The organism is Saprospiraceae bacterium (assembly GCA_016709995.1).
Lineage (GTDB): Bacteria > Bacteroidota > Bacteroidia > Chitinophagales > Saprospiraceae > JADJLQ01.
This window is the reverse complement of sequence record JADJLQ010000001.1, coordinates 2,400,277-2,414,171: the sequence shown is the minus strand read 5'-3', so window position 1 is coordinate 2,414,171 and position 13,895 is coordinate 2,400,277. Positions and strand designations below refer to the sequence as shown.

At 41.8% G+C, this 13,895-nt stretch carries 12 protein-coding genes; 8 read left to right on the top strand and 4 right to left on the bottom strand.

Annotated features, from left to right (window positions below; all coding sequences use genetic code 11):
- Positions 1-15 precede the first annotated feature (15 nt).
- The 5 genes from IPJ09_10190 to IPJ09_10170 all read left to right on the top strand — a co-directional run bounded on the left by IPJ09_10190 (position 16) and on the right by IPJ09_10170 (position 6,568).
- Positions 16-1,392 carry a DUF1501 domain-containing protein gene (locus tag IPJ09_10190; protein MBK7371793.1) on the top strand — a complete coding sequence of 459 codons (1,377 nt, stop codon included), beginning with the start codon at positions 16-18 and terminating at the stop codon, positions 1,390-1,392.
- 7 nt (positions 1,393-1,399) lie between these two features.
- Positions 1,400-2,740: a hypothetical protein gene (locus IPJ09_10185; GenBank protein MBK7371792.1), complete on the top strand. Its 1,341-nt coding sequence runs from the start codon at positions 1,400-1,402 to the stop codon at positions 2,738-2,740.
- A gap of 291 nt (positions 2,741-3,031) precedes the next feature.
- Positions 3,032-4,168, top strand: coding sequence for a mannonate dehydratase (locus IPJ09_10180; protein ID MBK7371791.1), 1,137 nt, complete (start codon positions 3,032-3,034; stop codon positions 4,166-4,168).
- Between the two features lie 30 nt (positions 4,169-4,198).
- Positions 4,199-5,350, top strand: coding sequence for a mannonate dehydratase (locus tag IPJ09_10175; protein MBK7371790.1), 1,152 nt, complete (start codon positions 4,199-4,201; stop codon positions 5,348-5,350).
- 33 nt (positions 5,351-5,383) lie between these two features.
- Entirely contained in the window at positions 5,384-6,568 is a 1,185-nt protein-coding gene (locus IPJ09_10170; GenBank protein MBK7371789.1) for an NAD-dependent epimerase/dehydratase family protein, read from the top strand.
- Positions 6,569-6,620: 52 nt separating this feature from the next.
- Here IPJ09_10170 and IPJ09_10165 read toward each other — a convergent pair whose 3' ends face one another.
- On the bottom strand, positions 6,621-7,610 hold the full coding sequence (locus tag IPJ09_10165) for an alpha/beta hydrolase (protein ID MBK7371788.1): 990 nt from the start codon (positions 7,608-7,610) through the stop codon (positions 6,621-6,623).
- Positions 7,611-7,829: 219 nt separating this feature from the next.
- On the opposite strand from IPJ09_10165, the gene IPJ09_10160 reads away from it, so the two are divergent.
- Positions 7,830-8,762: an RraA family protein gene (locus tag IPJ09_10160; protein MBK7371787.1), complete on the top strand. Its 933-nt coding sequence runs from the start codon at positions 7,830-7,832 to the stop codon at positions 8,760-8,762.
- A gap of 266 nt (positions 8,763-9,028) precedes the next feature.
- On the opposite strand, the gene IPJ09_10155 is transcribed toward IPJ09_10160, so the two are convergent.
- Positions 9,029-9,841 carry a hypothetical protein gene (locus IPJ09_10155; GenBank protein ID MBK7371786.1) on the bottom strand — a complete coding sequence of 271 codons (813 nt, stop codon included), beginning with the start codon at positions 9,839-9,841 and terminating at the stop codon, positions 9,029-9,031.
- A 308-nt stretch (positions 9,842-10,149) separates the two neighbouring features.
- On the opposite strand from IPJ09_10155, the gene IPJ09_10150 reads away from it, so the two are divergent.
- Entirely contained in the window at positions 10,150-11,082 is a 933-nt protein-coding gene (locus tag IPJ09_10150) for an RraA family protein (GenBank protein ID MBK7371785.1), read from the top strand.
- 308 nt (positions 11,083-11,390) lie between these two features.
- Here the strand turns inward: IPJ09_10150 and IPJ09_10145 are convergent, their stop codons facing one another.
- Positions 11,391-11,684, bottom strand: coding sequence for a HigA family addiction module antidote protein (locus IPJ09_10145; protein ID MBK7371784.1), 294 nt, complete (start codon positions 11,682-11,684; stop codon positions 11,391-11,393).
- 10 nt (positions 11,685-11,694) lie between these two features.
- Positions 11,695-11,979, bottom strand: coding sequence for a type II toxin-antitoxin system RelE/ParE family toxin (locus tag IPJ09_10140; GenBank protein MBK7371783.1), 285 nt, complete (start codon positions 11,977-11,979; stop codon positions 11,695-11,697).
- Between the two features lie 381 nt (positions 11,980-12,360).
- Here IPJ09_10140 and IPJ09_10135 point away from each other — a divergent pair, with 381 nt between their 5' ends.
- A complete protein-coding gene (locus IPJ09_10135) occupies positions 12,361-13,887 on the top strand; it encodes a mandelate racemase/muconate lactonizing enzyme family protein (protein MBK7371782.1) in 1,527 nt (508 codons plus the stop codon).
- The last annotated feature ends 8 nt before the right edge of the window (positions 13,888-13,895 follow it).

The following is a 13,895-nucleotide window of genomic DNA, read 5'->3' as shown; positions in this document are numbered from 1 at the left end:
ACTTCTGCTTTGGGTATGGGGGCCATCGCACTGGCAGGGCTCCTGGATCCGGTGAACGCTCTTGCAGCCACATCCATAAATGACGCAGTAGCTGTTTTGCCACATTTTACTCCACGGGTAAAAAGAGTCATTTATTTGTTTCAGAGTGGAGGACCTTCGCAAGTGGACCTTTTGGATTACAAACCACAATTGCTTAAATACCAGGGTCAGGACCTGCCCCCTTCTATACGGGGTACTCAGCGGCAGACCGGAATGTCTGCCGGACAAAAGATTTTTCCTGTAGTACCTTCTCCTTATTCATTTAAAGCTAGGGGGCAGAGTGGCCATATGATCAGTGATATGCTACCTTTTACGGCCCAGGTGGCTGATGAACTCACCATCATCCGTTCCATGTATACCGAAGCCATCAATCATGATCCTGCTGCTACTTTCATCCAGACAGGTTCGCAACAACCCGGGAGGCCGTCGATTGGCTCATGGGTAAGTTATGGCTTGGGAGGAGAAAATGAAAACCTTCCGTCCTTTATTGTATTGCTTTCTAAAACCAGCAATGGTCAGCCGCTGTATGATCGGCTGTGGGGCAACGGATTTTTGGCTTCCCAGCATCAGGGGGTCAAATTTCGCAGCGGAAAGGATCCGGTTTTGTACCTAGACAATCCATCCGGTATGGATAGTAAGGATCGCCGCAGACAACTAGATTATTTAAATGAGCTTCAAAAATTGCAGAAAAACGAGGTCAAAGATCCTGAGATTGATGCCAAAATAGCACAATATGAAATGGCATTTCGCATGCAGACTTCGGTACCAGAAGCATTGGATGTAAAAGGAGAACCAGAGCATATCTACGAGTTGTATGGACCAGATAGCCGCAAGCCTGGAACCTTCGCAGCCAATTGTTTATTGGCTCGTCGACTGGCTGAACGCAATGTTCGGTTTATTCAGTTGTATCACCAGGACTGGGATCACCATGGTCAATTGCCGCAGGCGATGCCCACAGTATGTAAAGCCACTGATCAGCCTGCTGCCGCCCTGATTAAAGATCTTAAACAAAGAGGATTGTTAGATGATACTTTGGTTATTTGGGGTGGAGAATTCGGCCGTACTACTTATTCGCAGGGTAAAGTGACTGCAGAATCCTTTGGTCGTGATCATCATCCTGGATGTTATAGCATTTGGATGGCAGGCGGAGGACTAAAAAAAGGTTTGGCCTATGGCAGCACGGATGATTTTTGTTTCAACGTAGCCGAAAATGGAGTTCACATACATGATTTTCAAGCTACCTTATTGCATTTGTTGGGCATTGATCATGAAAGACTTAACTTTAAGTACCAGGGTAGACGATTCAGGTTGACTGATGTTTATGGCAAAGTGGTTCACGATATATTAAGCTGAGAGTACAATGGCAGAATGGTTAGGGAGATTTCACCCACTTTTAATACATTTTCCGATTGGTATCTTAGTGATGGCCGCAGCAGCAGTTTTATTGCTTAAAGGAAAAAGTTTTGAAAAATATCGTAGCACCATCAGGTTTCTTTATCTGGTTGGGACTTTATTTGTTGGCTTGTCTATTGCATCGGGTTTGAGTTTAGCTCAGTCGGCCAGTTATGAATATGACAATTTATTCTGGCATAAGTGGTCAGGCATCGGCCTGGGTATATTGGGGCTGACATTATTTTACATTGTTCCGCTCCAACGATATAAGTCTTTAATTCTGATCCTTAATATTGGGCTCCTCATCTTGTTAGCAATCGCTGGGCATTTAGGAGGTAGGATGACCCATGGTCCTGATTATATGCTTCCACGAACCAGGATGGAGATGAGGAGTGTTCAAGCCCAAATAAACGATAGTTCTAGCCTATTCGAAAGTTTGATCTTTCCTATATTTCAGGAGAAATGTATACGCTGTCATCAGGAACGTACCCAAAATGGTGGTTTGGATATGAGTTCTGCGAAGGGTTTACTGCGTGGAGGTGATGGTGGCGAAATAATACAGCCAGGCAATGCTTACAAAAGTAAAATATTTAAGCGCGTAAGCTTGCCTGCCAATCATCCTAAATTTATGCCACCCAATGGAATCGGTCTGACCTATGACGAAGTCAGATTGTTAGAATGGTGGATTGAGTCGGGTGCCACCCTGGATAAAAAAATTGGAGTGCTTGAGAGGACACCTCAAATAACACAATACTTAGAACGGCAGTATGGGTTGAGATCTAGAACCGAGGATCCGCTATCAAATATGCAGGTTCCTCCAGTTTCACCAGGATTGATAGACTCCGTTTCAAAGAATGGGTTTAATATCAAATCGATTTCGTCGGGAAAAAATATAGTAGATATCGTTCCCATAAAACCTAATCAATTGTTTTCGAAGACGCAATTAACATCGTTATTACTTATGAAGGAACAGATAGTCTGGCTTAACCTGGCAGGTAGCAACCTTGATGATGAATCTATGGAGATTATAGGGCAATTATCCAACTTACGAAAATTGAATCTTGAGCATAATCCTATCACGGACAAAAGCCTTAAAAGTATTGAAGGGTTGGACAAATTAGAATGTCTTAATCTATTCAATACCAGGGTCAGTGCGGCAGGGGTTAATAATTTGTCCCGATGGCCTGCATTAACAGAACTATATCTTGGCCAAACCATGGTTGACCAAGATGTCATCAAAGCTTTAAGACAGCAATACTCTCAAATTGAAATCGTGGGCAATGCTGTTCCTTTTGAATTTGAAAAATAATGGAATATTATTTTGAAAATTTATTTTTATTGGATTTTAATAGTGTCAAATTTGTCCGGGACAGGTCGGCATCTATATGTTTTGATATAAAATTGGCAAAGCCGGTTATCCTTAAGATTGATGAATATTGACTATGGTAATTTGCTAAGTTTATTGGGAAAGGCTTAATCCAAAGTACTGCCAGGTCGGCTTGAGACACATTTTAATACAATAGTAATATTTGACTAAAATATGCCGATATTAGAACTTGGAAGCTTAGCTTTAAACCAATAAAAATGTTCAAAGCCATTTATGAAAAACCATAGACGACTTTTTATCAAACGAACAGCATCACTCGCTACCTCTGCCTCTTTAGCAGGAATGGGCCTTGGCAAGGCAGTTCCGGCTCATGATATAGTACCCAAAAAACTGACAACCTTGGTGAAGGATGGCGGTATGGAGCTATCACTTTCTATCCCGTCCTACGACTCTCCCAGGATAGCTATGGCGAAACAAATGGATGTCTTTGGTGCAGTCTATGGGATGCGAAATATAGGCGACTCCAAGCCCTATGATCCCGAAGTCATACTTGGAGTAAAGCAAAAATGGGAGAGCCTCGGCATGAAATGGAATGTGGTAGAAGGGCCTCCTCTTTTGGGTGAAAAGACCAAACTTGGCTTGGAAGGTAGAGATGAAGAAATTTCCAATTTTATCACCTATATGAAAAACCTCAAACAATATGGCGGAGTAGATATCATTTGTTACAATTGGATGCCTGTGGTGAGTTGGTTTAGGACTAAGATGGATACAGTAGGTAGAGGGGGTGCATTGATGACCTCTTTTGATTATGAAGACGCCAGGAGGATGCCTGTCACACAATATGGCGAAATATCGAAAGCTACACTTTGGACTACACTGGAATATTTTCTAAAAGCAGTCGTGCCTGAAGCAGAAAAAATAGGAATGAACCTTTCATTACATCCCGATGACCCACAAGTGGATAAGCTCAAAGGAATCTCCAGGATCATGACCAGTGTTGAAAATTTTGATCGAATGCTCAAGCTGGTTCCCAGCAAATACAGTGGTCTGACGCTCTGCCAGGGCAATTTTTCATTAATGGGCGCCGATATCCCTTCACTCGTCAAACGATGGGGCAACGCTGGCAAAATCAATTATGTCCATTTTAGAAATGTGCGCGATCTCAGCGGGAAGATACCCAGTACAAAATTTGTCGAAACATTTCATGATGAAGGACAGATCGATATGTATGCTGCGATGAAAGCCTATTATGATATTGGATACAGAGGCCCGATCAGACCTGATCATGTACCTACGATGGCGGGTGATAGCAACGATAGGCCGGGGTATAGTACCCTGGGTACTTTGTACGCCCTTGGGTATATGCGTGGTCTTTTAGAATCTATTAATAAAAACGCACTTAAAGCCTGAAACAATCATTGATCTTACGAATCTCAAATCATGAAGAAAAATAATCGAAGAAATTTTATCAAAACAAGTGCTGTCCTTACCGCTGCATTATCATTGGGTGGAAAATCAACTGCCATTGCTGCTACTGACCACCATCTCAAACCCCGGCCCTCTTCCGGGATGAAATCCATAGTCAAAGATGCCGGCATGGTGATGAGTGAAGCTTTCTTTTGGGGGCCGGATGAACGACGAATTGCATTTTGCAGACAAATGAATGTACATGGTGCCGTCGGTGGGATTATGGGCTCGTTGGCAAAAGACCAAAACCCCTGGGACCCAGAAGCTGTCAAAGCCACTAAACAAGCCTGGGACCAAGCAGGTATGAAGTTTAATGTTGTAGAAGGCCCTCCTGCATTAGGCAATGCCACCAAACTGGCATTACCCGGGCGAGATGAAGAAATCTCCAATTTTATCACTTTTATGAAAAACCTCAAACAATATGGTGAGGTAGAGGTGATCTGTTATAATTGGATGCCAGCCATTGGTTGGTATCGCACTAAAAAAGATGATATAGGCAGAGCCGGGGCCCTGGTGACTTCTTTTGATCAGGCATTGATCAAAGATCTTCCTGATACAGAATTTGGCAAAGTTTCTAAAGAATCCCTCTGGGCCAACCTTGAATATTTCCTCAAAGCAGTCGTCCCGGAAGCTGAGAAAATAGGTATGAAACTCGCGATGCATCCCGATGATCCTCAGATCGATAGCATCAGAGGTATCTCCCGCATCATGACGAGTGTAGACAATTTTAAACGCATGACTCAAATCGTAAAAAGTCCTTACAATGGCATCACGATGTGCCAGGGCAATTTTTCATTGATGGGTGCTGATATACCCAAGGCAATAAAACAATTTGATTCACTGATCCATTTTGTCCATTTTAGAAATGTGAGAGACTTAAGCGGCAACAAACCAAGCACCAAATTTGAAGAGACTTTTCATGACGAGGGAGATATCGATATGTATGCCGCGATGAAAGCCTATTATGATATTGGATTCACAGGACCTATTCGACCTGATCATGTCCCGACTATGGCAGGCGACAGCAACGATCATGCGGGTTATAGCAATATTGGGGCTTTGTATGCCTTTGGGTATATGAGAGGATTGATGCAGGCAGTGGGGAATGGGAAGAGGATGGGGTGAGTAAAGGTGGCGTATATTCCTAAATGTCAAAAGATGATAAAGACTATTACTCGAAGAAAAATAATTGAGACTGGCATCAAATCAAGTCTTCTATTTCCTTTATTGGGACAGACCATCATTTCTTGTGCTTCAAAAAAAGGAAAAAATGAAATAACTGATACTGGCCCAAAGACAAAATTAAAAATATTGATACTGGGAGGAACGAGTTTTTTAGGACCGCACCAAATATCTTATGCTTTGTCAAGAGGACATGCTGTGTCTACATTTACCCGTGGCAAAACCGTGTCTACCGTTTACAAGGAATTATTTAATGATGTGGAGCAGCTTATTGGCGATAGGGAGAATGATTTGACCGCTTTAGAAAAAGGCTATTGGGATGTAGTGATTGACAATTCCGGGCGTAAAGTAGATTGGACTAAACGATCAGCCGAATTATTGAAAGATAGATCTGAGCTTTATCTTTATACTTCTTCCACAGGAGTTTATTATCCATATTTAGGCAAGGACATTGATGAAAAGACCGCTCTGGTTTTAAAAGAGCCTGCAAATATTATTGATGAAGAGGAACAGGGAGAATATAGTTACGGAGTCATGAAAGCCAATTCAGAACTGGAGGCTATCAAAGCTTTTGGGCCAGAGCGCGCTATCATTGTTAGGCCTACCTATATGATCGGACCGGCTGATGAACTCGATCGATTTATCCACTGGCCAATCAGATTAGCGAAAGGCGGTGAAGTAATGGTGCCCGGTAAAATAGATGATCCCGTTCAATATATCGATGTCAGGGATGTGGCCGAGTGGATGATCAGATTAGCAGAGAATAAGACCATAGGTATTTTTAATGCCGTGGGACCGAAAATTACCCAAACTATGCCTGAATTCGTTGAGCTGGCACAGCAAGCATTTGATGTAGAACATACTCTCATACGCATAGATGACTACGATTTTTTAAAGTTTCATAAGGTCTCTTATTTAATCCCCTGGATACCAGCTGAAGGAAATAACTATGGTTCGGCGAGGATCAATAATCAGGAAGCCATAAATGCAGGATTGACATGCAGAGCCATTAAAGATTCAGTAAAAGATATCTACGAATGGTGGTATTCTGATGCCCTCACTGATCAAAGGAGAGCAATGTATGAGCAAAACCCTGAATCAGTATTGATGCGGGAGAAGGCTATCATTCAGGCGTGGAGGGATGTTAAAAAAATGAGGTAACTACTTTTTTTTGTTTGGGCAAGTTTCTCACCCAATTATTCTATGCAGCTGATCACAGACTAAAATTTTTCATCCATGCCCAATTTAACACCGCAGCTTCCATAGGATGATTTTCTCCATTGGGATAGGCATGTTTTAATCCTTTTATCATGACAAATTGAAACTCATGTTTATCACTGGCGGATAAAGGTTTGTAAGTCGCTATGATGGCTTTGGTGGTATCTCCAGTGATGACAAACTTAGGATTAAGTGAAAAATTTCTAATATGATCTGTGGCGATAATATTAAATTTTCCATTTTTAAATACAAGGTCGGGTGTAGTTAAAAGAGTAGTAAATGCGGATGCCGGAATAGCCGGCCCGGTATTACCAGGCCCATAATCTTCATTTCCCACTTGGTAGAGTACCGGCAGTTTTCTCTTAGGCTGATACACAGTATCTAGGTAAAAAGAGCCGGCGCTGGATACGACTGCGGCCAGTTTATCACTCAAGGAAATACTGCATTTTGCCGCCATTTGCCCACCATTAGAAAAGCCAACCAGATAGATCCGTTTGTCATCAATCTTATATTTGGATCCCATCTCCGTAATAATGGCACTTAAAAATTTAATATCATCTCTCGGTTTTTGTCCATCACAATAAGTCCATTCACAATCAGGTACCGTGTTCCACTTCGTGATTGTCTTGGTTTCTCCATCGGTATGGATACAATATCGCCAGGATGAAGGATAGACGGTGATGATATTTTCGGCATCACCCACTTCTCTCCATCCTGAATGATTATAAAACTCTTCTCCGTCACCACTGGTGCCGTGTAGCATAAATACCATAGGCACTTCAGTTTTTCCGGTGTAGGAGTTGGGAATGTGCACCCAATACTCTCTATCATCACCATCAATCCTGGTGATGAACCTGTTTTTGCCATAGGTGATATTTTGATTTCCACCATTGTTATCATCTCCTCCTGTGAGTCCATCTTTTTGACACTGTAAGAAGATCAAAGGAATCCAGAGGAAAAGGTAGATAAGGCTTTTGAGTTTCATAAGGATATTTTAGCCCAAAATTACAATAACACTGCAGTTTAATGTCTTACCCCCAGGGGTAGTATTTCCTTTTCATAAACCATTGAAGCTTATTATTTAATTACAAGGTAATTGCCGGAATAGGCCATTTTCACCAGTTTTAAAATAACTTCAGTAGCCACTTACTTCTATTGTTTACCCAATACTGACTATATTTATTGCTTAATAACATTTAACTGTATGTATAAAATAAAAACCTTGTTCCTGGCGATTCTTATGTTGAATATTTGGAACCTTCAAAGTCAATCATTGGGTGCATCCCCTGACCAGGTAAAAGCACTTACCTCTCTCTGGCAAGGGGAGCGATTTGCTGATGGTCGTCCCAAAGTGTCGGATGTGGTCCTGGAAGCCCTGGAGAGTGCTACGCTCGAACAGATCTGGGGTTTTCTGGGTCGAAAAGGTTATCGCAACCAGGTAGAGAAAGATTGGGTCATACTCAAGCCCGGAGAGACGATGGTAGGTAGGGTAGTCACTGCCCAGTTTATGCCCTCCCGGCCTGACCTGGACTCTCTTGTGAGAAAACTTGGTCGGGAAGAAGGCCGATCACAAAAAGGAGGCACCAACCTCTGGCCCATCGATGTATTGACCAAAGGGGATATTTATGTGGCCGATGGATTCGGAAAAATCAAAGATGGTACTTTGATAGGATCGAGTCTCGGCAATGCGATTGTGGGCAAAACCGGCAAAGGGGTGATCTTTTATGGCTCTGTGAGGGACATGCAAGAGCTAAAAGATACCAAAGGATTTAATGCATGGGTCAAGGGACATGACCCTTCATACATTAAAGACATGACGCCTACCGGTATCAATACCCCTATTCGTATAGGCCAGGCTACTGTATTGCCGGGTGATGTGGTTTTTGCCAATGAATATGGTGTAGTGTTTATACCTGCCCACCTGGTGGAAGAGCTGGCTAAAAACTCCACACTGGTCGGTCTAAGAGATGAATTCGAGCGATTTTTATTACAACAAAATAAATACCCCTCTGGTCAAATCCATGGTGACTGGGCGGATGATATTAAAAATGAATTCAGGGCCTGGTTTGCAAAATATCCTAAAAAAGTAGCTGCAAGTAAACAAGATATAGAAGAGTATCTCAAAAAAGGTGATTAAGGATACCATTCCTATTTTGAAGAAATATTCAGGAGGTTGGTCGATATGGCCATTTCGATGGTCTGCATACTGACCTCATTTCCTTTGCTTCCCGGAGGCAATACTGCTCAGATCTATCGGGCTATTTGGTTAGCCTGTTTCTGGTAGCTAAACATATTCTATTACAAAAAGCAGGCATAATTTGGGTTACTGATGGTTGATCAGCTCTTATTTGGTTTTTGGTGTACTTACTTTCAATTAAATGGACTTGGATGTCGACAGGCGCATCAGTAATCCTGGCTAAGAGGTGCCGCTACACTATTCTGCCTGGTATTGAGCATTTCAATCAGATCGTACAATGCTTTCAGAGAAACCTCTGTGCCGGTATCCACTTTGGAATTATAATCAAATGGATTGTCTAAATCCTTGATTAAGAATACCATATAAGTAATCAAAAAAGAAATAAGCAATGTAAAAAAAACAGCAGCAAAAAATGGCTGGATTTCTATGACCAGCATGCAAAGGGCTATCAGAAGGCCCATAAATTCTACGATAGCATAAGCTGAACTTATAAAAGTCGTATCCCGAATGGTATCTATCCTCATTATTATTTTTCGGATATTACTTTGTTCGCTTTTTAATTTGATGATATAATTGGCTTGTACGCATTCGATTTCAAGATCGACAATGTAATCATTCATCCTGCTGATTTTGGCGAGTATGGACCTGGTCTTTTCTTTTTTTGTAAACCAATCAGGGATAATATTCACAAAAGATCTATGAAAAGCTATATACTGAATGGCTGTATCTGATTGTTTGCATTTGAATAAGAGATAAATATCATCATATAGCGCAATGAGGCTGCATACAAGTTCCGTAGGCAGTTTTTCACTTTCTTTATAGTCAGATAGTACTCCGCTGATCAAAAATCCAATCAGAAAGATTGTTCCTGCCACCAGGCTGGTAAACAAGGCATTTAATTGTAATACTTCGTATCCCATGAGATGAGATGAAGTTTTTAATATAGCGATTAAGCCCAAAACCGGCAAGACTTTTATGGCTATATTCCATTTTAACAATACTTTGTTTTTTGGCTTCATTCGCTCAAATTTTATCACTTTTTATTACGACTGGTCAGGATAGCTTGATCTTATTACTAAGGCGGAAAGTTAGTAATTATCCAAGCCAAGTGTAGAGGCTTTACATAAACTTAATATCTGTGATCACCCTAATCGGGCAGGAAATTTAATAGGTTGAGAATAAAGATAATAATATCATTTATGGACATTAATCTGGAATGCCTGCCGGAGCCTTACACAAATCGGATGCATTTTATCACAAACTGATTATTATCATTTAATATCTTAACTTGCTTTTTAAATTTTTTAATTACATCAATACTAAAAAAATGAATCTACTGACCAAAGTTTCGATGACTATATTATCCATTGTTGTGATGCATCGCAACACAATTTGTCAGACCATTCCCAAAGACGAACTCATCTTCCTTACTTCAGAATGGAAAGGCGAGCGCTTTGCAGATGGTAGACCAAAGATCGCAGATGATCTTTTGACCCGCGCCAGAAATATCAATATCGATGATGCCTGGACTGTATTAAAAAACTACGGTTATGTCAACCAATATGAAGGCAATTGGAAGATGGTTAAAGAAAATGAACCTGTCATCGGTCGAGCAGTGACTGCCATGTTCATGCCAAGTCGACCCGATATCGAAAAAAATATAAAGAGCCGTGGAATTGCCAGAGACGGAAGAAAAGGCAATACCAATGCCTGGCCCATAGAGACCCTGGTCAAAGGTGATGTATATGTCGCAGATGGCTTTGGTAAGGTCGGTGGTGGTACACTGATGGGATCTACTTTGGCCACTTCTATTTTTGCAAAATCCGGCAATGGCGTCATCTTTAATGGTGCATCCAGAGATCTCGGTGAGATCCAGCAAATAGAGGGTTTCAACGCCTATGTGCGGGATTTTCATCCTTCTTTTCTGGAAGAAATGGTGCTCATGGGATTGAATACCCCTGTGCGCATAGGCAATGCCATGGTGCTACCGGGCGACCTGGTCATCGCCATGAGAGAAGGTGTGCTCTTCGTCCCGGCCCACATGGCAGAAGAAGTAGTGGCTACAGCCGAGTTTGTTGTGAGAAAAGACAAATTTGGTTATGAAATGGTCAAAACGGCTAAGTACTCTACCGGGCAGATTGATAGTCAATGGACGGATGAGATCAAGTCTGAATTCATTAAGTGGTTGTCAAAACATCCGGAGCTTGGTACGATGAGCAAGGCTGAATTGGATAAAGTGATGAGTAAGAGGACCTGGTGATGTAGGGGTGATAGATCGTGCAAAGGCGCAAAGTTTATGAGGGTGTTAGATCGCGCAAAGACGCAACGGCGCCAAGTTGAAGAGGGTTAGGAATGAGAGCACACAAAGACACAAAGTTGATGTGAGTGATAGATCGCGCGAAGGCGCCAAGTTGATAAGGGTTAGGAAAAATCGAGCAACGGCGCAACAGCGCAGAGTTAATTAATGGTTATGAATCGTGCGAAGTTGATTTAGATCCTGGGCTGCCATGAGGTCGTTGGTCCGAGTGGCGCAAAGATAATTTTGCCAGAAAGAGATGTTGGCAGGGACTAAGTTAAAGGCACAAGCTTGAGTCTTTCAATTCTTTTTCCAGCTTTTTGGAGGTCAAATTTGGTTTGTAATCTCATCCAAATCTCAGGGTTTCCGCCAAAAACTATCGATATGCGCCATGCCATCTCTGGAGAAATGGAAGCTTTGGAATTTAATACGTTTGAGAGTGCTTGGCGGGATACTTTGAGCATACCTGCGATACTGGTGATAGTTAGCTTTCTTTCATCTATTAGTTCCGATTTTAACAGCTCACCAGGATGAATTGCTTTAAATTTTGACTTATTTAATTTCATTTTAAAGAGTTTAATGGTAGTCTACATAATCTATATTGAACGCATCTTGTTTATAAAATTCAAATACAATTCTCCAATTTTCTTTCACCTTAAAACTCCACATTCCTTTCATTTTGCCCTTATGGGGATGTGCTTTCCAACTTTTAAAAAATTCAAAGTCTTGAGGCACAAGTTCAACATTGTCGATCACCACCAACATTTGTAGAATTTTTTTAACTTGATCTTGGGGAAGAGACGGTGAATAACCTGAATCCCATAATTGTTTTAAAGATTTACTTTTAAAACTTCTTATCATAGGCTGTAAAGTTACACTTGACGATCCAGCAATGCAAATGAAATATTGTTTTGACTTATTATTCTTTTTTTCCGGCTTTGTTTCTACTAAGAATCTGCTAAGTTTGGAATTAAAAATAGGAAACTGGAATGCAAATTCTGCCTGAGCCTGACAGCCAGGCTTTCAGGTCTTGTGCGGCATGCTGGCTTTCAGGCCTTGTTCCTAGTAAGAATACCTTCCTGTTCTATTTCCGACAGTGATATTATTTTATCCATAATGTTCACTAAAGAGATGCTTAACAGTCTATTTTTGAAAATTTTGCATTTATTCAAATACCAATGGGTGTGATTGATTAGCTTAGCTATCGATATATCAAGATTAATAAATTACTATCGATTCAATATGAAAAGAAACATCAGGCAACTCATTGAGTCTTACCAGGCCTTGAAGAATCCACCAACTGCCCCTGGCCCTATTCTTTCAGCAGGTGATGACCGTAGGACTTTCCTCAAAAAATCTGTTTTAGGCGGCATTTCTCTTGCAGGGGTAATGGGACTTGGTCCACAGGAGACTATTGCGATGACTACCTCCAGTATATCGAGATACAGCGCTCCTACCGATCTTAAGATCACGGATATGAGATACACCACGATCACCAATGGCAACGGGGCTACTAACGCTCGCAATGTAATGCTACGCATTGATACCAACCAGGGGATTTATGGCTTGGGTGAAGTGCGTGATGGAGGAGATGCCAGATTTGCACTCTATCTCAAAAGCCGCCTCCTGGGTCTAAATCCGATCAATGTGGAGATGATATTCAAGATCATCAAACAGTTTGGTGGCCATGGTCGTATGGGTGGGGGTGTCTGTGGCGTCGAAATGGCGCTTTGGGATCTGGCTGGCAAAGCATTTAATGTGCCGGTCTGGGCGATGCTGGGTGGTCGGTATAGAGAGCAGGTCCGCTTGTATTCTTACATCCCAAACTCAGGCGGCAAACCTTTGGCTGAAGTAGATATGACTGAATTCAAAGCGGATGTCAAGCATCGCATGGTAGACCAGGGATATACCTGGCTCAAAATGCATCCCGGTATAGAAAAGATAAGCAAGATCCCGGGTACTACTGTCAATACTAAATTTACACCAGGATTTAATGATAAGGTACAGTCGTCCAGGGCTCAGAGTTTTCTGCATTATCAGAATACACGGCATGCTTTTACCAATATTCAGATCACTGATAAAGGATTGGATGAATTGGCAAAGTATGTCGACATGGTGCGGAGTGTAGTGGGATATGATATTCCCTTGTCAGGTGATCACCAGGGCCATTTTGATATCAACACCTGTATTCGTGTAGGCAATGCACTGGAGCGATTTAATATGGCTGCGCTGGAAGATTTTTTGCCCTGGGATTTGACAGAACAATGGAAGACACTTACGGATTCCATCAATACACCTACGGTTACAGGAGAAGATATCTATCTCAAAGAAGCATTTATAAACTTATGTGATGCCCATGCGGTCGACATTGTACAACCGGATATGGGATCTTCCGGAGGTATCCTCGAAACCAAGAAGATCGGTGATTATGCTGAAGAAAAGGATACCGCAATGATCATGCATTTTGCCGGCACTCCAATATGTTTCATGGCCAATGTACATATGGCGGCTGCTACGCAAAATGCCCTGGCCCTCGAGATACCCAATCAATGTTCCGACAATCCCTGGTGGCCTAATTTGGTCAGGATGGTTGGTAAAAAACCGATGATCACCAAAGGATTTGCCAATGTGCCGGATGATGCCCCAGGTTTAGGCGTGGAGCTGAATGATGAAGAGATAAAAAAACACTTACATCCGGAGGATACAAGTTATTTTGCCCCGACACCACAATGGAATGACTTGAGATCTTATGATAGACTTTGGAGTTAAATTAATTT